Annotated in this window: 18 protein-coding genes; 10 read left to right on the top strand and 8 right to left on the bottom strand. The window is 68.6% G+C overall.

Annotated features, from left to right (window positions below):
* Positions 1 to 55: 55 nt before the first annotated feature.
* Genes pncB through THIARS_RS11155 form a run of 3 tightly spaced genes read right to left on the bottom strand, consistent with a single transcriptional unit; the run spans position 56 to position 2,270 of the window.
* The gene (gene pncB, locus THIARS_RS11165) at positions 56 to 1,276 is read right to left on the bottom strand and encodes a nicotinate phosphoribosyltransferase (RefSeq protein ID WP_094161010.1); all 1,221 of its coding nucleotides are present in this window, start codon (positions 1,274 to 1,276) and stop codon (positions 56 to 58) included.
* Complete coding sequence (locus THIARS_RS11160) at positions 1,273 to 1,569, bottom strand: DnaJ family domain-containing protein (protein ID WP_094161009.1); 297 nt, start codon at positions 1,567 to 1,569, stop codon at positions 1,273 to 1,275. Before THIARS_RS11160 ends, pncB begins: the two co-directional genes overlap by 4 nt.
* On the bottom strand, positions 1,566 to 2,270 hold the full coding sequence (locus THIARS_RS11155) for a nitroreductase (RefSeq protein WP_094161008.1): 705 nt from the start codon (positions 2,268 to 2,270) through the stop codon (positions 1,566 to 1,568). The genes THIARS_RS11160 and THIARS_RS11155 overlap by 4 nt, the downstream gene beginning before the upstream one ends.
* A 482-nt stretch (positions 2,271 to 2,752) precedes the next feature.
* Here THIARS_RS11155 and phaP point away from each other — a divergent pair, with 482 nt between their 5' ends.
* Positions 2,753 to 3,310 (top strand): TIGR01841 family phasin, encoded by a 558-nt coding sequence (gene phaP / locus THIARS_RS11150; protein ID WP_094161007.1) that lies wholly within the window; start codon positions 2,753 to 2,755, stop codon positions 3,308 to 3,310.
* Between the two features lie 154 nt (positions 3,311 to 3,464).
* Here phaP and THIARS_RS11145 read toward each other — a convergent pair whose 3' ends face one another.
* The 3 genes from THIARS_RS11145 to THIARS_RS11135 all read right to left on the bottom strand — a co-directional run bounded on the left by THIARS_RS11145 (position 3,465) and on the right by THIARS_RS11135 (position 6,239).
* A complete protein-coding gene (locus THIARS_RS11145; protein ID WP_094162088.1) occupies positions 3,465 to 4,217 on the bottom strand; it encodes a S1 family peptidase in 753 nt (250 codons plus the stop codon).
* A 114-nt stretch (positions 4,218 to 4,331) separates the two neighbouring features.
* Positions 4,332 to 5,117, bottom strand: coding sequence for an SDR family oxidoreductase (locus THIARS_RS11140; protein ID WP_094161006.1), 786 nt, complete (start codon positions 5,115 to 5,117; stop codon positions 4,332 to 4,334).
* 99 nt (positions 5,118 to 5,216) lie between these two features.
* Positions 5,217 to 6,239: a ketopantoate reductase family protein gene (locus tag THIARS_RS11135; RefSeq protein WP_094162087.1), complete on the bottom strand. Its 1,023-nt coding sequence runs from the start codon at positions 6,237 to 6,239 to the stop codon at positions 5,217 to 5,219.
* Between the two features lie 171 nt (positions 6,240 to 6,410).
* On the opposite strand from THIARS_RS11135, the gene THIARS_RS11130 reads away from it, so the two are divergent.
* Together THIARS_RS11130 and THIARS_RS11125 are read left to right on the top strand one after the other, a co-directional pair.
* Positions 6,411 to 8,573, top strand: a complete 2,163-nt coding sequence (locus THIARS_RS11130; protein ID WP_186436664.1) for an FUSC family membrane protein — start codon at positions 6,411 to 6,413, stop codon at positions 8,571 to 8,573.
* Positions 8,574 to 8,636: 63 nt separating this feature from the next.
* Entirely contained in the window at positions 8,637 to 9,857 is a 1,221-nt protein-coding gene (locus tag THIARS_RS11125) for an MFS transporter (RefSeq protein WP_094161004.1), read from the top strand.
* A gap of 50 nt (positions 9,858 to 9,907) precedes the next feature.
* Here THIARS_RS11125 and THIARS_RS11120 read toward each other — a convergent pair whose 3' ends face one another.
* Positions 9,908 to 10,720: an alpha/beta fold hydrolase gene (locus THIARS_RS11120; RefSeq protein ID WP_094161003.1), complete on the bottom strand. Its 813-nt coding sequence runs from the start codon at positions 10,718 to 10,720 to the stop codon at positions 9,908 to 9,910.
* A gap of 153 nt (positions 10,721 to 10,873) precedes the next feature.
* Here THIARS_RS11120 and THIARS_RS11115 point away from each other — a divergent pair, with 153 nt between their 5' ends.
* From THIARS_RS11115 to mtgA, 7 genes are all read left to right on the top strand, one after another.
* Positions 10,874 to 11,347, top strand: a complete 474-nt coding sequence (locus THIARS_RS11115) for a CBS domain-containing protein (RefSeq protein WP_094161002.1) — start codon at positions 10,874 to 10,876, stop codon at positions 11,345 to 11,347.
* A 101-nt stretch (positions 11,348 to 11,448) separates the two neighbouring features.
* Positions 11,449 to 12,084, top strand: a complete 636-nt coding sequence (locus tag THIARS_RS11110) for a YqiA/YcfP family alpha/beta fold hydrolase (RefSeq protein ID WP_094161001.1) — start codon at positions 11,449 to 11,451, stop codon at positions 12,082 to 12,084.
* Between the two features lie 40 nt (positions 12,085 to 12,124).
* On the top strand, positions 12,125 to 12,865 hold the full coding sequence (gene fabG / locus THIARS_RS11105; protein ID WP_094161000.1) for a 3-oxoacyl-ACP reductase FabG: 741 nt from the start codon (positions 12,125 to 12,127) through the stop codon (positions 12,863 to 12,865).
* 111 nt (positions 12,866 to 12,976) lie between these two features.
* On the top strand, positions 12,977 to 15,064 hold the full coding sequence (locus tag THIARS_RS11100; protein ID WP_094160999.1) for a ribonuclease catalytic domain-containing protein: 2,088 nt from the start codon (positions 12,977 to 12,979) through the stop codon (positions 15,062 to 15,064).
* Between the two features lie 42 nt (positions 15,065 to 15,106).
* Entirely contained in the window at positions 15,107 to 15,994 is an 888-nt protein-coding gene (locus THIARS_RS11095) for an energy transducer TonB (protein WP_094160998.1), read from the top strand.
* On the top strand, positions 15,991 to 16,866 hold the full coding sequence (gene aroE, locus THIARS_RS11090) for a shikimate dehydrogenase (RefSeq protein WP_245845893.1): 876 nt from the start codon (positions 15,991 to 15,993) through the stop codon (positions 16,864 to 16,866). The genes THIARS_RS11095 and aroE overlap by 4 nt, the downstream gene beginning before the upstream one ends.
* Before the next feature lie 47 nt (positions 16,867 to 16,913).
* Positions 16,914 to 17,630 carry a monofunctional biosynthetic peptidoglycan transglycosylase gene (mtgA, locus tag THIARS_RS11085; protein ID WP_094160996.1) on the top strand — a complete coding sequence of 239 codons (717 nt, stop codon included), beginning with the start codon at positions 16,914 to 16,916 and terminating at the stop codon, positions 17,628 to 17,630.
* A gap of 12 nt (positions 17,631 to 17,642) precedes the next feature.
* Here the strand turns inward: mtgA and hemL are convergent, their stop codons facing one another.
* A complete protein-coding gene (gene hemL / locus THIARS_RS11080; RefSeq protein WP_186436663.1) occupies positions 17,643 to 18,929 on the bottom strand; it encodes a glutamate-1-semialdehyde 2,1-aminomutase in 1,287 nt (428 codons plus the stop codon).
* Between the last annotated feature and the right edge of the window lie 111 nt (positions 18,930 to 19,040).

The following is a 19,040-nucleotide window of genomic DNA, read 5'->3' as shown; positions in this document are numbered from 1 at the left end:
GTTGATGATAGGAGTTCGCACGGCCCGCGCGCCTCGGCCCGGCACGAAACCGGCTTCAACCGCCCTCGGGCTCGGCCTCGGGCAGCACCGCCTGGGGCGGGATGTCGAACACTTCGCGCAGGTAGGCGATGTAGGCCGGGTCCAGCACCTGGTTCTTGCCGGGCGAATCGCTGATCTTGGCCACCGGCTGCCCGTTGCAGCGCACCATCTTGATCACCATCTGCGCCGGGGCGTGGCCCAGGTCGTGCGTGAGGTGGGTGCCGATGCCGAAGGCGACTTGGGCGCGGCCGTGGAAGAGCCGGTACAGCTCGATCACCCGTTCCACGGTGAGCGCGTCGCTGAAGACGAGGGTCTTGGTGCGCGGATCGATGCGGTGCCGCTGGTAGTGCGCGATGAGCGCCTCGCCCCAGGCGACGGGGTCGCCGGAGTCGTGCCGGGCACCGTCGAACAGCTTGCAGAAGTACAGGTCGAAGTCGCGCAGGAAGGCCTGCAGGCCGTAGACGTCCGACAGCGCGATGCCCAGGTCGCCGCGGTATTCCTGCGCCCAGGTCTCGAGGGCGAAGGTCTGGCTGTCGCGCAGGCGCGGACCCAGCGCCTGGCAGGCCTGAAGGTACTCGTGGGCCATGGTGCCCAGCGGCGTAAGCCCGTGGCGCATGGCGTACATCACATTGCTGGTGCCCGCCAACTGCGCGCCGAGGCTGCTTTTGAGCGTGCGCAGGACCTCGTCGTGCCAGTGTTTCGAATAGCGCCGGCGCGTGCCGTAGTCGGCGATGCGCACGCCCTCCAGGCCCGGCTGCCGCAAGGCGGCCGCCTTGTCCTGCAGGCGCTTGCGGCCAAGATCCAGATCCGGCTCGGGCACGGCGTGGCGAAAGTAGACCTCGTTGACGATGGCCAGCAACGGCACCTCGAACAGGATGGTGTGCAACCAGGGGCCTTGGATGCGCAGGTCGATGCCGCCGGTCTCGCGCCCCGCCGCGTCGCGCGCCGGCGCCAGCAGCACCGCCTTGCGGTTGAGCTGGAACAAGCCGAGGAAGTCGATGAAATCGCTCTTGATGAATCGCAGGCCGCGCAGGTAATCCAGTTCGTTCGCACGAAATCGCAGGCTGCACAGATGGGCGATTTCGCGCTCGATGGCGTCGATGTGCCGCGCCAGGTCCAGCCCCGGCGTGCGGCAGGTGAAGCGGTATTCCACCTGGGCCGCCGGAAAGTGATGCAGCGCCACCTGCATCATGGTGAACTTGTACAGATCGGTGTCGAGCAGCGAGTCGATGATCATGGCTGCACGTCTTGTCGCGGCACGCGCCGGCGTCCGCTCGCCTCGGTCCTGCGCGTCAGCGCGGCGGCCCACAGCAGGCGCAGCTGCATGCGCTCGCGCTGGCGCTCGGCCGACGTGCCGCGCAGCTTGCCGGCACGCTCGAGCAGGTCCAGCGCGAGCCGGCTCTGCGCGTCGAGCAGGGCGTCGCGCGGCTGCACGTCCAGCGGCCGCCCCGCGCCGGGCAGGTGGTCGAACGCGCCGTCCTGGATAGCCTGGGCGATACGGGTCTCGCCGATCCACGCCAGCGCGTTCATGCCAGGAATCTCGCGAATTCGGCCACCGGAACACGATCGGTCACCAGGGTGTTTTCGATCGCCGCCGGGTCCGCCCAGCCCAGCGACATGCCGCACACCACCTGCTGCTGCGGACCCAGGCCCAGTTCGTCCTCGATGATGCGGTGGAACTGGCAGAACGCCGCCTGCGGGCAGGTGTCCAGCCCGCGCGCCCGCGCCGCGACCATGATGTTCTGCAGGAACATGCCGTAGTCCAGCCAGCTGCCCAGCTCCATGACGCGGTCGATGGTGAAGATCAGGCCCACGGGGGCGTCGAAGAACAGGTAGTTGCGCCGATGCTGGGCGTGCATGGCGGCCTTGTCGCCCTTCTTGATGCCGAGCAGGCCGTACAGATCCCAGCCGACCTTGCGGCGCCGGTCGATGTACGGCGACACCCACTGGCGCGGGTAGTAGGCGTACTCCTCGGTGTGCTGCGCCTCTTGCGCGGGATCGTCGTAAGCGGCCGCGATGCGCGCGCTCAGGCGCTGGCGCGCCGCGCCGGTGAGCACGTGCACCTGCCACGGCTGGGTGTTGGTGCCCGACGGTGCATGCGAGGCCACGCGCAGGATCGCTTCGAGAACCGTGCGCGGCACCTCGGCCGGGAGGAAACGGCGCATCGAGTGGCGGCCGGTGATGGCCGCGTCGACCCACGCGGCGCTTGCGGCATCAACCGCCTTGGACATGGATGACTCCTGTGAGCCGGGCGGCAGCGCGCGGACCCTCGGCCTGCAAGGGTTGGGGCTGGCGCCAGCGACGTGTTGCGAACGGGGGGAACATGCGAATCGAGTGTATTGCCCATGGCCCGTTACCGTGGAAAGCTCCCGTGGCCCCGGCTTGCCCGGGCTCGGCACCCTGCGTGGTGCGCCACAGCAATCGCGGCCACGCTGGCACCCGCCGCAACCCTGGTGCCAGCGAATTCCCGACATTCGGGAACGGCCAATCCCGCATCGGCAACCCTTTGTTTTATTTTGGCTTTTTCTGGATTCCAGAAAATTGTTGCATTGCACCAAAAAAGTTCTTGACTTTCACTTTTCTCCCCCTAGAATTTGTCTTGTGCAATGCACAACTCGCATGCCAAGCACGGGGATCAGTGTCACGGATTTGACTTGATCACAGACCAGAATCGGGCATGCAGTCCTGTTCAACTTTGGAAGCCTAGGAGCCCATGATGATGACCCCGGAACAAATGATCGCTGCGCAGAAGTCCCAACTCGAAGCCATGTTCGCCCTAACCGGCAAGGCCGTTGACGGTCTGGAAAAAATGCTCGAACTGAACATGCAGACCATGAAAACGGCACTGAGCGAATCGTCCGAGGCCGCGATGGCCGCGCTGTCGGTCAAGGACATGCAGGAATTCGCCGCGATGCAGCCCAACCTGGCCCAGCCCATGGCCGAGAAGATGCTGTCCTACTCCCACCACCTGTACGAAATCGCTTCGGGCACGCAAGCCGAATTCGCCAAGGCGATCGAAGCCAACGCCGCCGATGCGCAGAAAAAAATGCAAGCCATGGTCGAAACCGTGGTGAAGAACGCCCCGGCCGGCACCGAAACCGCGGTGGCGATGATGAAAAGCGCCATGAGCGCCGCCAACAACGCCTACGACTCGGTGCAAAAGGCCAGCAAGCAGGCTGCCGAAGTGGTCGAGGCCAACTTCAACACCGTGACCAACACCGCGATGAAGGCCGCCCAGACCACGTCCAGCCGCGGCAAACGCGCCGCCTGAGCCCAGTATCAAACCGATTTCAGGCTGCGCCCGCGGCCTTTTCGATTGTCTCCTCGGTACTTCCCAGTACCTTCCAGCCGGTCCATCCCGACCGGCTTTTTTTTGGCTGGCGCCGACGCCCGGGAACCCTGCCGGCTGCCACCGCCGCGCCGAATCAGCTTCTGACCGGCCCCTCGCCCGCGACTTCCGCAGCCGTCAGCGTGAGCAGGATGTCGGCATACCAAGCGCAATTCAACCCGAGCGACTCGTCCAGTTGCCGATCCCGGCTGCCCATGTCGATGCGGCTGGAGTGCACGCCGAGAAGCTTCCAAGGTAGCGGCATGTCATCCCCCGCGATGCGCATGACGACTGGCGCTCCGCTGGTGCCGCGGTGCGTTCGCGCATCAGTCAGGAAATAGCCCTGGCCCTGGAAACGCAGACCGAAGGACGACGCAATCACGGCTTGGCGCACGACAGGAAGATGATGCAGGGCATCATGAAACCCCAGTGGGAAACCGACGATGAGGAGCGAGCTTCCCACCTCGATTTCTTGAAGCGAATCCTGCAGATGGTCGGGCGTAAAACACTGCAGCGCGACGGATGCCGGCAATGCGGCGCGGTCGAGTTCGATCACTGCCACGTCGATTTCCCCAGCAGAGTCCCGCCCCTGGTGCCAGACACTTTGACCGTCTTTGTAGAGCAGAACCGAAAGGCCCGTTGACCGCGTGAGGTTATCGGCGTCGGTATGCAGTTCGATTTCGAGCCGATTCGGGAAGTGGTTGCTCGGCTTGTCGATCACGACGTGTCGGCTCGTCACCAGAAACAGGCGCTCGTCGCGCTCGAAAAAGAAACCGCTGGCTCCCGTCAATGGGCGGTTGTTATCGAAGGTGGAAACGCGCGCGGTGGTCAGCAGCAAGGGTTCGATCATGGTCATCCTTCCTTTTTCTAGGGATCTTCCCTACGAAGCTTCGGCGTCGCATCCTAGCCATGATTGTCCAATGACCAGCGCGCGAAAAGCCGAGCGCCATCACGCCCGTCAAGGTTACACGACCATGGGCACAGCGGCGCCGTCCACGGCCAGCACGGCACCGCTGATATAACCCGCCCGCCGCGAAGCGAGGAACACCACGGCATCCGCCACGTCCTGCGGCTCGGCGACGCGCCCCAGCGGTAGGGCGCGCAACTTCTGCTGCAAAATCTCTTCAACCGTCTTGCCCGCCAGCCGGGCCTCGGCCTCCAGGCCCTCCTGCATGCGCTGCGTCGCGGTGATCCCGGGGTTGACCACATTGATGCGCACACCGTATGGCGCGAATGCGTTCGCCAGGCCGGCGCTGGCGAGCATCAGCGCGGCGTTGGCGGCGCCACCGGGCAGGTGCGTGGGGGACGCCAGCTTGCCGCCCGTGCCGACCACGTTGACGATCACCCCGCCGCGCAGCGCCATGCCGGGCAACACGGCGTCCATGGCGTGGATATAGGTGAAGTATTTCGCCTCCATCGCCGCACGCCAGTGCGCCGCGGTGAGTTCGGCCGGCGGCGTACGCCTGGCCGCGCCTGCGGAATTGACCAGCACGCCGACAGGCCCGAGCCGGGACTCGACTTCCCGCACCATGCGCGCTGCCTGCTCCGGATCGCCGAGATCGGCGGCGACGACCATCGGTTGCACGCCCACGGCCTGCAGCGTCGCGGTCGCCTGCTCAAGATGCTCGCGCCGGCGTGAGGCGATGGCCACGCGCGCACCCTCGGCGGCGAAGCCCTGGGCACACGCCAGGCCGATGCCCTTGCTGCCGCCGGTGATCAACACCACGGTGTCTTTCAAACCCAGATCCATCTCCCTGCTCCTTGCATGCATGTCATACGAAACGAACGCGGCGGCGTCGCCGTCCTATCGAGGCGATGCGGCCCTCAGGAAATGGCTGCAGGCCCCGCATCAACCAAGCCCTCGGCGCCCGGACCGCAGGCCCTGCGCATCCGACACGACGCGCCGGTCGAGTTCGGCTAGCAAGGCCAGCATCGCCTCGGTCAGCGGCATGGCGAGGCCCGCTCGGCGGGCCAACTCCACCGGAGCGCCGAGCAGGGGATCGACTTCCAGCGCATGGCCGCGCTCCAGGTCCTGCAGCGTGGAGGGTTTGACCGGGCCGATGCCGCGACCGATGGCGATGCGGGTGTCGGCATCCACCTGCGGGTCGCAGCCGTAGGCATGCGTGAGGGCGATGAGTTCGAGCATGATGCCGCGCACGAGACCCAGCAGGCCGGGGCTGGCGCAAATCTGGTCCATGCGGGCGCGGGTGAGCGCGGCCACCGGGTTGAACGCGGCATTGCCGATGAGCTTCATCCAGATGGCGTCGCGGATGCGCGCGGTGGGCTGGGGATCGCAGCCGGCGGCGCGCAGCGCGTCGGCCAGCGCGTCCACCCGTGCGCTGGGCTCATGCCGGGGTTCGCCGATGACATAGCGGTACTGGCCGTTGGCGGTGATCGTTCCGGGCGCCGTGACCTCGGCCGCACCGTGCACCACGCAACCGACGATGTGCGCGGCGTCCAGCGCCGCATCCATGTGGCCGTCCGGGTCCAGGCAGGCGATGCGGGCAGGGCTGCCGGCGGGTTGGCGAGCGCCGACGTCGCCATGAAAATACCACCAGGGCAAGCCATTGATGGCGGGAAGGACCACCGTATCGTGCCGCAACATGCTGCGCAGGCGCGGCAGCAAGGGACCGATCTGGTGCGCCTTGACGCCCAGCACGATCAGATCCTGCGGACCGAAATCCTCCGGACGGTCGCTGGCCTGCAAGGGCACCGTGACAGCGCCCGCCGGATCGTACAGCGTCAAGCCCTGCGCGCGTATGGCCTGCAGGTGCGCGCCGCGCGCCACCACCCCCACCGTATGGCCCGCATCGGCCAGCTTCACCGCCATGCTGCCGCCCACGGCCCCCGCGCCCACCACAACCACCTGCATGCCATTCCTCCCGCCGCGTGTCCCGAGTGCCGCGGCACCCTGGCGCATGGTAGGAGGGCTGCGGGCAGCCTGCTCGCGGCCCGGTTTTGTCGCCAGATGAAAATTCACCGCAGACCCCCTAAGCTGTCGTCCAGTTCCTCCTCACTGTCCGCCCACCCGCCCATGCCATCCATGAACCCCATGGCCTCGCTCAGCCGCGTCGTGCTCGGTCACTACTTCACCAGCGGCCTGGTTTCGGCGGTCGGGGTTCTCGTCCTTGGTGTTCTCGGCAATGCGCTGGGCGGCATGGCGCTGGCGGTTCCGCTGGCAAGCGGTGCGCTCACCATCTGTTTCGCGGACAACCCGGCGCCCATCAAGGTCAAGGCGGTGGAACTGCTGTTTGCCACCTTCGCCAGCGGGCTGTGCTTCGCGCTGGTCTGGGCCAGCGTCGGCCATCCCTGGGTGGAATTCCTGCTGGTGCCGGCGCTGGGTTTCGGCGCCGGGCTTGTGAGCCTGTGGGGCAAGCGCGCGCTCGCGATCAGCTTCAGTCTGCTGTTCATCACCATCATCACTCTCGGTTCGCCCGCGGCGCCGAACCTGCGCGCCTATGCCTCGAGCGTGGGCGTATTCGTGCTGGGCGGGCTGATCTTCACCGGCTATGCGCTTGTGCTCAGCCATCTGCTGCGCTCGCGCACCAAGCAGCAGGCGCTGGCCGAACTGCTGGTCGCGCTGGCCGCCTATATGCGCTGGCAAAGCCAGTTCTATGGGCAAAGACAGGCCGACGACGCCTACGGGCGCGCGGCGATCCTGCAGGGTGCGGTGAACGACGCGCTGCAGTCGGCGCGCGACCTGGTGCTGCGCGAAAGCCGGCTGGCGCACGATGCCGTCTGGACCCGCATGCTGCTGGAGGCGTTGGATCTGTTCGAAGCCCAACTGGCCGCGCAAACCGACTCGACCCTGCTGCGCAGCCAGTTCGAAGGCACCGAAGTGCTCGATGCCCTGCAAGACGGCACCGCGCGCACGGCCGACGCGCTGCAAGACCTGGCGCTCGCCCTGCTGCGCCGCCGCCCGGTCGGCGCCCCGCCGCCCGACCCTGCGCGCTGGGCGGCGCTGGAGCGGCAGGCCGACAGCCTGGTGCGGGCCGCGCCGGCCGAGCTGTCGCAGGCGCGCAGTGCCCTGACATCGCTCTTGCACACGCTGCGCGAGATCGACAAGCTGCTGGCGAACCTGCAGAACAGCTTCGCCACGCGCGACGCGGACGCGAAGCTGCCGGAATTGCCGGACCTGGCCCAGTTCGTCAGCCCCTGGCGCTACGACCCGCATCAGGTGCCCGCGCACCTGCGCCTGGGTTCGCCCATTTTCCGGCACGCTGTGCGGCTCGCGCTGGCGCTGGCCTGCGGGTTTGTGGTGTCGCGCGCGCTGTTCACGCACCAGACCCATGACTACTGGGTTCTGCTGACGATTGCCGTCATCCTGCGGCCGAACTATGGCGTGACCCGCCAGCGCCTCAAAGACCGGCTGCTCGGAACCCTGCTGGGCTGCCTGCTCACGGCCGGGCTCTTGAGCCTGCATCTGGGCCTGGCGGCCGAGCTGGCCACGATGTTCCTGGCGCTGGCGGTGGCGCGCGCCTTCGTCACCACCAACTACCGCTTCACGGCCATGGCCGCCAGCGTGCTGGCGCTGCTGCTGGCGCGGCTGCTGGAAGGCGACCCACGCTTCCTCGTCGACCAGCGCCTCATCGACACCGCGCTCGGCGCCGCCTTGGCCTGGGGCTTCAGCTACGTGCTGCCACGCTGGGAATACCAGGACGTGCCGCGCCAGCTGTCGGCGTTGATGCGGGCGCAACACGACTATGCCCGCGCCGTGCTGGCCACCGAATTGCAGGACGAAGGCGCCTTCCGCCTTGCGCGCAAGCGCCAGTTCGACGCGCTGGCGGCCATCACCGGCGTGTACAGCCGCATGCTGGAAGAACCGCCTTCGCGACGCCGCGCCCTGAACGAACTGGCGCAGCTCATCACGCACAGCTATTTGCTGGCGGCCCATCTGGCCTCGATGCGGGTGCAGCGCGCCTTGCGCGCAAAACGGCTGAGTCCGCAGAGCATCGAGGCCATGATCGCCCCGACCCGGGACTGGGTGCTGCGGCGACTCGGCCGCCAGTCTCCGACCACGCGCGGCTCGGCTTTGGCCGTGGATCCCGCCCCGCCGCCGGCCGAGTCGGACACCGCCGGCTCGCCGCCCGACCCGCTGCTGCGGCGCCTGGCGCTGCTCAGGCACGAGGCGGCGCAAATCGCCGCCATCGGGCCGCGCGTCGAGCGCGAACTGCATACCCCCGCCCGCGCGGGGGCAACGGCTTGACATCTGCTCACACTGGGCTTGAACGCTAGGCTGACGCCTGCGCTCCAAGATCGTCCCGCCGTCATGTCCTCGTCATCGCCCGCCGCGAACCCACGCGTCGCTGCCCTGCCCCGCGCCTTTCTGCCCCTCATGGCGCTGGCCTGCGGCGTCGCCGTGGCCAATATCTACTACGCCCAGCCCCTGCTGGAGCGATTCGCACTGACCTTTCACACCACGGTGGCCGGCATCGGCGTGATCCCCACGGCCACCCAGGTGGGCTTCGCCTGCGGCCTCATCGGCCTGGGACCGCTGGGCGACCGCTACCCGCGCCACCGCGTCATCCTCGGCATGGGCGCGGCGCTGGTGCTCATGCTGCTGCTGGCGGCGGCGGCGCCTACGGTGGCGGTGCTCGCGACAGCGAGCTTCGGCCTGGGATTGATGTCCTCGATCGCGCAGCAGATCGTGCCGCTGGTGGCGCATCTGGCACCGCCGCAGCAGCGGGGTCGCGCCGTGGGGCAGGTGATGAGCGGCTTGCTGGTCGGCATCCTGGGCGGGCGGGTGCTGGGCGGCCTGGTGGGACAGGCCGGCGGCTGGCGCATGGTGTTCCTGCTCGCCAGCCTGCTCAATGCGGCCTCGCTGGCCATGCTCTGGCGCACGCTGCCCCGCTTGCCGGCCGACGACACCTCGGCGCAGAGCTATGCCCGGCTCGTGGCCTCGACCCTGGCGCAGTTCCGCAAGCATGCGGAACTGCGCGCGGCGGGCATCACCGGCGGCTTGTTCTTCGGCGCCTTCAGCGTGTTCTGGGTCGGGCTGACGCCGCTGCTGGGCAGCCCGGCCTACGGCCTGGGGCCGGCCGCGGCAGGGCTGTTCGGCATTCTGGGCCTCACCGGCGCGATGGTGGCGCCCCTATCGGGCCGGCACTCCGACCGGCCGGGCGGTCCGCGCCGGGTCCTGTTCCTGGCGCTTGCCGCGGTGCTGGCGGCCTGGGGACTGTTCGCCTTCGGCACCCATGGCCTGATCTGGTTGATTCTCGGCGTGGTGGTGCTCGACGCCGGCGCGCAAGGCGCCCAGATCGCCAATCAGACCCGGATCTACGCACTGGACGCGGCTTCGCGCAGCCGCATCAACGCCGTCTACATGACCCAGTTCTTCATCGGCGGCGCGCTTGGCACCTTCGCCGCAAGCCACGCCTGGGTCCTGGGCGGCTGGCCGGTGGTGGTGGCCACCGGCGCGACCTTCTCGGCCCTGGCGCTCGGACTGCACGCGATGTGGAATCCCGGCCGCGCCAAGACCCTGCCCGCCTGAGCAGGCGTGCGCGCCGAGAAGCAGCGCGCCTCTACGCCGGTGCCGCCCCCTCAGATCTGCCCACCGGATGGGTGCGCCAGAAGTTCCAGCAAGGCCTGGCGAACCCCCTCGGTGGCCTCCTCCATCAATTCATGTCCGCTATCGAGCAGGGTCACGCTGGCCTGCGGCCACGCCGCCCGCAAGCGCTGCGCGGCCTTGACCGGGGTCATGCGATCGTGCTCGCCGAGAATGAAGGCCACCGGGGCGTCGATGCGCGCGGCGGCCGCCTCGGCTTCGGCATAGGCGTCGCACAGGGCCAGATCGGTGGCCAGGAGGTCGCCCGCGGGCCAGCCCGCCTGCACCGCATGCATGCGCGCGTAGGTTCGCTGCGCGCATTCCGGGCACAGCGGCTGACCGTCCCGCTGTCGGTATGACCACATGACCATGTTGCGCAGCGCCGTGTCGGGCTGCGTGCGCGCCAGATCCAGCAGCGCCGGCGCCACGCGCATGGGCCAGGCCGTGCCGACCAGCGCCAGATGGCTGATGCGCCGGGGCGCCAGGCCGGCGGCGTGCAAGGCCACGAGCGAACCCATGCTGTGCCCGGCCAGCGCGCAGCGGTCGATGCCGCAAGCGTCCAGCATGGCCAACAGCCATGCCGCCATTTCGCCCACGCTGCGCAGCAGGGGGCCTTCGCTGGCGCCATGCCCGGGCAGGTCCGGGGCGTAGACGGCCAGGCCGGCTTGTCCAAGCCCATGCAACAAGGGCTGCCAGGCGCGATGGTCGTTGCCCGCACCATGCACCAGGACCACGACGTGAGCTGCCGACGCCGCCTGCGGCGCGACGCACGCGACATGGACGGCGCGGCCGTCGATCAGGCATTGCATAACTGTGAACCTCGCTGGCCATGGCGTAAAAATTGGCTATGGCGGGCTTGCCGTGGCACGACTGTCGACAGATTGGTCATTGAAGCGAATCCTTGGTGATGGACTATATTTGTTACACAGGCAGCCGGCCGATGCAGCCTTGAGGAGACAGCCATGCAAGTCAGCGATATTTTGCGCGTCAAGGGAAGCGCGTTGTTCACCGTGTCGCCCGATACCCCATTGCTCCTGGCCGCGCAGACCATGGCTCAAAACGATGTGGGCTCGTTGGTGGTGATGCAGTCCGGCATGCTTGCGGGCATGCTCACGTTTCGCGAAGTGATCGCCGCGCTGGCCGGCACCGCCCCGGCCCAGACCCGGGTCGGCGATGTGATGCAGCGCAACCCTGTGCATTGCACGCCGCTGACCAGCCTGGACGAATTGCGCCGCCTGATGCTGGACAGCCGCACGCGCTACATCCCGGTCATGGAGGACACCACCCTGCTCGGGGTGATTTCCTTCCACGACGTCGCCCGCGCCGTGGTGCAGGAGCAGGATTTCGAGAACCGCATGCTCAAGGCCTACATTCGCGACTGGCCGCAGGATGATGCGCAGACGGCGGCCAACCAGTCCCTGTCGCACCGCATCTGAGCCGCGCAGGCGGGTGAAACCCAAGCTGGCCGGTCGGGACCCAGCCAGCCGCTAGCATTGCGGGTTGCACGCGCCCTCCATCGGGCGCCGATTCTGCCTGCATGCCCACGCCCACCCATCTGCTTTACCTGCACGGTTTCCGCTCCTCGCCCCACTCGACCAAGGCGAGACAGACGCAGGCGCGCCTGCACGCCATCAATGCCCGGCGCGCCGCTGCCGGCAGGCCGGCGGTGCACTGGCTATGCCCGCAGCTTCCGCCCTCGCCCAGGCAAGCCATGGACGAGGTGCTACGCAGCGTGGAAGGCGTCGAGCCCGCGCGGCTGGCCCTGGCCGGCAGTTCGCTGGGCGGCTTCTACGCCACCTACCTGGCGCACCGCCTGGGTTGCCGCGCCGCGCTGCTCAACCCCGCGGTGAACCCGGCGCGCGACCTGCGTGCGCAGATTGGCGTGCTCACCGCCTGGCACGATCCCGGCACGTCGTTCGCCTTCACGGCCGAGCATGTGCATGAATTGCGCGATCTGGAGGTCGGCGACCTGTCGCTGGCCGTCCCCGATCCCTGGCGCTATCTGGCCGTCATCGCGCGCGACGACGAAGTCCTGGATTGGCGGGAAATGGCCGCGCGCTACGCTGGAGCGCAATGCTGCATCGTGGACCACGGTGGTCATGCGCTGGTCAACTACGCCACCGAACATCTCGATGCGGTGCTCGATTTCCTCGGCGTCGGCGCACCGGCCTGAACGGGCACCTTCCTCGTCACCATTCCAGGAACCATTCACCATGCGTCTATCGACCAAGATCGCCATCGTCACGGGCGCCGCACAAGGCATCGGCCTGGCCACGGCGCGCAAATTCGCCCAGGAAGGGGCGAACGTCGTCATCTGCGACCGCGACGCCGCTGCCGTGGCTGCCGCGGTGGCCGCGCTGCAGGGCTCGGCAGGCGAAGTCTGGGGACAAGCCTGCGACGTGACCCAGCGCGCCCAGGTGGACGCGCTGGTGCAGGCCGTGCTGACGCGCCATGGCCGGCTCGATGTCCTGGTGAACAACGCCGGCATCACGCGCGACGCGCGCCTGGTGAAAATGACCATCGAGCAATTCGACGCGGTCATCGACGTCAACCTGCGCGCCGCCTTCCATTGCGCCCAGGCCGTGGCGCCGACCCTGATCGCCCAGGGCAGCGGCGTGATCCTGAACGCCTCCAGCGTGGTGGGCATCTACGGCAATTTCGGCCAGACCAACTACGCCGCGAGCAAGGCAGGCATCATCGCCTTCACCAAAACCTGGGCGCGCGAACTCGGCCCCAAGGGGGTGCGCGTGAACGCCGTGGCGCCAGGCTTCGTGCGCACCCATATGCTCGACACCATACCCCCGGAAGTCATGAAACTGATGACCGAACGCGTGCCCCTGAAGCGCCTGGCCGAGCCCGAGGAACTGGCCAATGTCTACGCCTTCCTCGCCAGCGACGAAGCCAGCTACGTCAACGGCACGGTCATCGAAGTCTGCGGCGGCATGACGGTCTAGCCGCCGGGCAGGTTCCGCCATGCTCACCGCTCCCACACACCCCGAACAAGCCATGCTTGCCAGGCACAATCCGCCGCCAGCATCGCACCAGGAAACATCCAGCGAGACTCCGTGACCTACATCCTTTTCGAAGACGCCGGCAAGCTCGCTGCCGGCCGCATCCTGAGCCAGGCCGAGTCCTCGCTGCAGGTCGAGCTGGCCAGCGGCAAGCGCCAGAAGATCAAGGCCCAGCAGGCCCTGCTGCCGTTCGACGCGCCCACGCCCGACGAGCTTCTGGCCTGGGCGCAGGAACAGCAGGAGGGCATCGATCTCGACCTGCTGTGGGAATTCGCCCCCGGAGAAGAGTTCGGCTTCGGCCACGTGGCGGCCGATTACTACGGCGGCAAGCCCGACCCCCGCCAGCAGGCCGCCGTGCTGCTGCGCCTGCACGGCGCACCGCACTACTTCCAGCGCCGCGGCAAGGGCCAGTTCCGCAAGGCCAGCCAGGAGACGGTGCAGGCAGCTCTGGCGGCCATCACCCGCAAGGAAGCGCAGCAGCAGAAAATCGAGGCCGATGCGCGGGCGCTGCTCGAAGGGCGCTGCCCGGAATCCATCGCGGCCAAGCTCTACACGCTGCTGTTCAAGCCCGACAAGAACAGCGTGGAATACAAGACCCTGGCCCTGGCCGTCAAGCAAAGCGGCCAGGGCGCGCTGCACCTGCTGCGCGCCGCCGGGGCCATCGCCTCGCCGTGGCATTTCCACATGCAGCGTTTCCTGCTGGAACACTTCCCCAAGGGCACCGGCTTTCCCGACCTTGCGCTGCCCGCACGGGACGCGCAGGATCTGCCGTTGGCCGACGTGCAGGCGTTCAGCATCGACGACTCCGCGACCACCGAGATCGACGATGCGCTGTCGGTCCGCGCGCTGGCCGACGGCGGCACGGTTCTCGGCATCCACATCGCCGCGCCGGCCCTGGCCCTGGAACGCGACAGCCCCTGGGATCAGACCGCCCGCGCCCGCATGTCCACCGTCTACATGCCGGGCGACAAGATCACCATGCTGCCGGACGCGCTGGTGGACACGTTCACGCTGGCCGAAGGCAGCAGCCGACCCGCGGTCTCCATCTATTTCACGCTCGACGCGGAACTTGCGATCCAAGGCCATGAGACGCGCGTGGAGCGCGTGCCCATCGCCGCCAACCTGCGCCACGACCGACTCGACGCGCAGGTGACCGAGGCATCGCTCACGGCGCCCCCCAGCGAAGGCGAAGCCGCCGCCTACCCTTTCGCCGCCGAACTTGCGCTGCTGTGGCGCATCGCGCAGAAACTCAAGTCCGGGCGCGAAGCCGTGCGCGGCCGGCCCGAACGCCTGGGCGGGGTCGACTACACCTTTCGCGTCGCCGGACTGGAGCAGGGCGAGGAACAGGCCCGGGTCGACATCGTGCCGCGCCGCCGGGGCGCGCCGCTGGACCTCATCGTCGCCGAGCTGATGATCCTGGCCAACGCCACCTGGGGCGGATGGCTGGCCGAACTCGGGCTTCCCGCCATCTACCGCAGCCAGAGCGGCATGGGCGCCAACCTGCGCACCCGCATGGGCACCAAGCCCGCGCCGCACCAGGGCCTGGGCGTGGCGCAGTATGCGTGGTGCACATCGCCGCTGCGGCGCTACACCGACCTGCTCAACCAGGGCCAGATCATCGCCGCCGCCCGCCATGGCCGCACCGCCCTGCTGGCGGCGCCCTACAAGCCGAAAGACGCGCAGCTCTACGCCGTGGTCGGCGCCTTCGAGGACGCCTACAAGGCCTATGCCGACTTCCAGAACGGCATGGAGCGCTACTGGACGCTGCGCTACCTGCGGCAGCAGGGCATCGGCCAGGCCGATGCCGCCGTGCTGCGCGAGGGCCTGGTGCGCGTGGACGGTCTGCCGCTGGTGCTGCAGGCGCTGGGCGCGCAGGACCTGCCGCGCAACACGCGGGTGCGCGTGCAATTCGGCGAAGCCGATCTCATCACTCTGGAACTGCCGTGCAAGGTCGTGGAGGTGCTCACCGACGCCGGCGCTGCCGCCGCCGACACGACGCCGGCCGACGAGGCTCCCGACGAGCACGATCCCGCCACGCTGGCCACAGGGCTGCACCTGGCGGTGGACGACGCCGAAGCCGCGCCCGAAGCCGGCGCCGAGCCATCGCCCGCGCCCCCTGGCGATGCGAACCCGCCCGCCTGACCCGCGCGCGCCGACCCGACACCAGCCAGCCCCAGCTTGCGCATGCATTCCCTCCGCGCCCCCCATCTGAGCACGTTGCAGTGGGCACTGACCATCTCGGTCGCGGTGCATGTGGCCGTGCTGGCGCTGCGCCTGGGCGCACCGGAAACCTTCAACCGCGTGTTCCAGGACACGCCGCTGTCGGTCGTGCTGGTGAATCAGGCTTCCACGCAAGCTCCGGACAAGCCCCAGGCGCTGGCCCAGGTCAACCTGGCCGGCGGCGGCGATGCCGCGAAGGGCATGGCCGCCACCCCGCTGCCGGCCACTGCGACGCTGGCCGACGGCAATGCGCTGCACGACCAGCGGCGCTCGCTAACGCAGGCCGAACGGCAGCAGCGCGAGCTCATCACCCGCGTGCGCAGCCAGATCGTGCAGTTGCAACACCTGGCCGCCCAGCAGGCCAAACCCGAAGTCGCGCAGGAACTGCAAGAGCAACGCAAACGCCTGATCGACCTGCTGGGAGCGATCGAGCGGCGCATCGACCAGCAAAACGCCAAGCCGCGCCGGCGCTTCGTCGGGCCGAACACGCGCAGCGTGCCGTATGCGCTGTATTACGACCGCATGCGCCAGAAGATCGAGCACCAGGGCACGGTGGACTTCCCCGAGAGCGGTGGGCGAAAGATCTATGGCAAGCTCATCATGGCCATCACCGTGGACGCGTCGGGCCGGCTGGTCAAGACCGAGGTGGTGCGCAGCTCGGGCAATGCCCAGCTGGATCGCATGGCGCGCGCCATCGTGAGCGCGGCCCAGCCCTTCGGCCATTTCAATGCCGCGATGCGCCGCGACGCCGACCAGATCGTCATCGTCGCCGGTTTCGATTTCACCCGCGAGCAGAGCCTGGAAACTCAGCTGCAGGCGCAGCCCGACGCGAACCCGCGAACGAACCCATGAGCCCAGGTCCGGACATGTCGACCGATCTCTACGCCGTGCTGGGCAATCCGGTGGAGCACAGCAAGTCCCCGCGCATTCATGCGCTGTTCGCCGCCCAGTGCGAACAGCGGCTGCGCTACGAAAAGCGCCTGATCGCGCGCGATGGCTTTTCCCAGGGCCTGCATGCCTTCCGCGCGGAGGGCGGGAAGGGCTGCAACGTCACCGTCCCGTTCAAGTTCGAAGCCGCCGCCGCCGCTGCGCAGCGCCTGTCGCCGCGCGCCGCGCTGGCCGGAGCGGCCAACACCCTGGGCTGGGACGACGCCGGCGTGCTCTGGGCCGACAACACCGACGGCATAGGCCTGGTGCGCGATCTCGCGCGCATCCTGGGCCGCCCCGCCCCGCGGCTGCTGGCCGGGTTTCACGTGCTGCTGCTGGGCGCCGGCGGCGCCGCCAGCGGTGTGCTCGGCGCGCTGATCGAGGCGCGCCCCGCCGGTCTGGACATCTGGAACCGCAGCGCCGATCGGGCCCGGGACCTGGCCGCCCGCCACGCCGAATTCGCCGCCCGCCACGGCGTGGCTCTGCGCGCCGTCGCCGAGCCCGAAGCCGGATACCGGCTGCTCATCAACGCCACGGCGTCCAGCCTGGACGGAATGGCCCTGAGCTTGCCGAACGCAACGCTGCACCCCGGCGTGCTGGCCTACGACCTGATGTATGCCGCCCGGGCCACCCCCTTCATGGCCCAGGCCCGTGCCGCCGGTGCCGCCGCCGAGGACGGGTTGGGCATGCTGGTGGAACAGGCCGCCGAGAGCTTCGCGCTGTGGCGCGGCATGCGTCCCGACACGGCGCCGGTGCTCGCCGCCATGCAGACCGAGTTGCGCGGTCCGCGCGACTGAACCCCGGCTGCGCGCACACGCAATCCCGACTCCCGTTTCAAGACCCCATGGCCAAGCCGTCCGCCCGCCCCAGTCTGCGTTCCATTGCCTGGCTCTGCTTCTGGGCCGCCGTCATCCTCCAAGGCTATTTCGCGTTGCGCGTGCTGGCCTGGACCGTGACCACGCCGTCGAGCACGGCCTTCATGCGCGCCGCGCAGCTGCGCATCCTGCGCGGCGGGCAAGACGTTGCCTGGCAGCACACATGGACGTCCTACGACCGCATCAGCCCTTGGCTCAAGCGCGCCGTCGTGGCCTCGGAAGACGCCACCTTCCTGACCAATGACGGCGTGGACTGGGACGCGATCCGCGACGCCTGGATCAAGAACCACAGCCGGCGCGACGAGCGCCTGCACCGCGTCGTCGGCGGCTCGACCATCACCCAGCAACTGGCGAAGAACCTGTTCCTCTCGCCGCAGCGCAGCTATGTGCGCAAGGCGCAGGAGCTGATCATCACCTTCATGCTCGAGGGCATTCTGGGCAAGCGGCGCATTCTGGAGATCTACCTCAACAGCGTGGAATGGGGCGACGGCCTCTACGGCGCCCAGGCCGCGGCACAGCATTACTTCCACGTGCCTGCGGCGCGGCTCTCACCGTGGCAGGCCGCGCGCCTGGCGGTGATGCTGCCGGCGCCGCGTTTTTTCCAGCGCCACCTCTATGGCCCCTACATCAACAGCCGCACCGGGGTCATCGCGGCGCGCGCCTACGACGTGCAGATCCCGCGTTGAGCCCCGGGGCGCTCAGGCCTTTGCGAGCTGCGCGAAGGCCGCATCGGCGGCCTCCAGCGTGGCGGCGATGACGTCGGGGCCGTGCGCGGCCGAGACGAAACCGGCCTCGTACATGCTGGGAGCGAGATACACCCCCCGATCGAGCATGGCGTGGAAAAAGCGCTTGAAGGTCTCCACGTCGGCGCGGGCGACATCGGGATAGTTGCGCGGCAGCGCGTCGGAGAAATAAAAGCCGAACATGCCGCCCTCGCTGTCGGTCTTGAATCGCACGCCGTGGCGCCCAGCCGCAGCCTCCAGGCCCCGCATGAGCTGGCCGGTGGCGGCCGAAAGCTGGGCGTAGAACCCGGGGCGCTGGATGATGCGCAACTGCGCCATGCCGGCGGCCACGGCCACCGGGTTGCCCGACAGCGTGCCGGCCTGATAGACGGCGCCCAGCGGCGACAGCCTTTCCATCACGTCGCGCCGGCCGCCGAATGCCGCCAGCGGCATGCCGCCGCCAATGACCTTGCCCATCACCACGAGATCGGGCCGGATGCCATACACCTGCTGGGCCCCGCCCAGCGCGACGCGAAAGCCGGTCATCACCTCGTCCCACACCAGCAGCGCGCCATGTTCGGTGCACAGCTCCCGCAGGCGGCGGTGCCAGGCAGCGTCGCCACGGATGAAGTTCATATTGCCGGCGATGGGCTCGACCATCACGCACGCAATCTCGTGCCCGCGCGTCGCGAACAGCGCCTCGATCTGCGGGATGTTGTTGAACTCCAGCACCAGGGTGTGCCTGGCGAGATCGGCCGGCACCCCGGCGGAACTGGGGTTGCCGAAGGTCAGCAGGCCCGAGCCCGCCTTGACCAGCAGGCTGTCGGCATGGCCGTGGTAGCAGCCCTCGAACTTGACGATGGCGTCGCGTCCGGTGTAGCCACGCGCCAGGCGAATGGCGCTCATCCCGGCCTCGGTGCCGCTGGAGACCAGACGCACCATTTCCACGGCCGGCATGAGCTGGCAAATGGCCTCGGCCATGTCGATCTCGTCGGCGGTGGGCGCGCCGAAACTCAGCGAACGCGTGGCGGCGCGCTGCACCGCCTCGGTCACCTCGGGATGGGCGTGGCCGGCGATCATCGGCCCCCAGGAACCGATGTAGTCGATGAAGCGCGTGCCCTCGGCGTCGATCATGTAAGCGCCTTCGGCGCGGTCGATGAAGCGCGGCGTTCCGCCCACCTGGCGGAAAGCGCGCACGGGGGAGTTGACTCCACCAGGGATGACGCGCTGGGCGCGTTCAAAGAGTTGGGCGTTGCGGGTCATGGTGATGTGGTGTGGCTGACTGCGTGAAAAGACCGTCTGTCCGAAGCGGCTGCGCGTGGCGGCCAGAGGTGCCGGGCGCCTCCGCAGCCGACGACTCCGAGCCCGACGGAC

Origin of the sequence: Thiomonas delicata (assembly GCF_900088825.1) — a bacterium.
GTDB lineage: Bacteria > Pseudomonadota > Gammaproteobacteria > Burkholderiales > Burkholderiaceae_C > Thiomonas_A > Thiomonas_A delicata.
This window is presented reverse-complemented; position numbering and strand designations above follow the sequence as displayed.

What these genes read in the sequence shown, in the direction of transcription:
- THIARS_RS11135 (WP_094162087.1), bottom strand. Translation starts at nt 6,239, where the DNA reads ATGCAGGTGGTTGTGGTGGGCGCGGGGGCCGTGGGCGGCAGCATGGCG.
- THIARS_RS11125 (WP_094161004.1), top strand. Translation starts at nt 8,637, where the DNA reads ATGTCCTCGTCATCGCCCGCCGCGAACCCACGCGTCGCTGCCCTGCCC.
- hemL (WP_186436663.1), bottom strand. Translation starts at nt 18,929, where the DNA reads ATGACCCGCAACGCCCAACTCTTTGAACGCGCCCAGCGCGTCATCCCT.
- THIARS_RS11160 (WP_094161009.1), bottom strand. Translation starts at nt 1,569, where the DNA reads ATGAACGCGCTGGCGTGGATCGGCGAGACCCGTATCGCCCAGGCTATC.
- THIARS_RS11115 (WP_094161002.1), top strand. Translation starts at nt 10,874, where the DNA reads ATGCAAGTCAGCGATATTTTGCGCGTCAAGGGAAGCGCGTTGTTCACC.
- THIARS_RS11110 (WP_094161001.1), top strand. Translation starts at nt 11,449, where the DNA reads ATGCCCACGCCCACCCATCTGCTTTACCTGCACGGTTTCCGCTCCTCG.
- mtgA (WP_094160996.1), top strand. Translation starts at nt 16,914, where the DNA reads ATGGCCAAGCCGTCCGCCCGCCCCAGTCTGCGTTCCATTGCCTGGCTC.
- fabG (WP_094161000.1), top strand. Translation starts at nt 12,125, where the DNA reads ATGCGTCTATCGACCAAGATCGCCATCGTCACGGGCGCCGCACAAGGC.
- THIARS_RS11120 (WP_094161003.1), bottom strand. Translation starts at nt 10,720, where the DNA reads ATGCAATGCCTGATCGACGGCCGCGCCGTCCATGTCGCGTGCGTCGCG.
- phaP (WP_094161007.1), top strand. Translation starts at nt 2,753, where the DNA reads ATGATGATGACCCCGGAACAAATGATCGCTGCGCAGAAGTCCCAACTC.
- THIARS_RS11130 (WP_186436664.1), top strand. Translation starts at nt 6,411, where the DNA reads ATGAACCCCATGGCCTCGCTCAGCCGCGTCGTGCTCGGTCACTACTTC.
- THIARS_RS11095 (WP_094160998.1), top strand. Translation starts at nt 15,107, where the DNA reads ATGCATTCCCTCCGCGCCCCCCATCTGAGCACGTTGCAGTGGGCACTG.
- pncB (WP_094161010.1), bottom strand. Translation starts at nt 1,276, where the DNA reads ATGATCATCGACTCGCTGCTCGACACCGATCTGTACAAGTTCACCATG.
- aroE (WP_245845893.1), top strand. Translation starts at nt 15,991, where the DNA reads ATGAGCCCAGGTCCGGACATGTCGACCGATCTCTACGCCGTGCTGGGC.
- THIARS_RS11145 (WP_094162088.1), bottom strand. Translation starts at nt 4,217, where the DNA reads ATGATCGAACCCTTGCTGCTGACCACCGCGCGCGTTTCCACCTTCGAT.
- THIARS_RS11140 (WP_094161006.1), bottom strand. Translation starts at nt 5,117, where the DNA reads ATGGATCTGGGTTTGAAAGACACCGTGGTGTTGATCACCGGCGGCAGC.
- THIARS_RS11155 (WP_094161008.1), bottom strand. Translation starts at nt 2,270, where the DNA reads ATGTCCAAGGCGGTTGATGCCGCAAGCGCCGCGTGGGTCGACGCGGCC.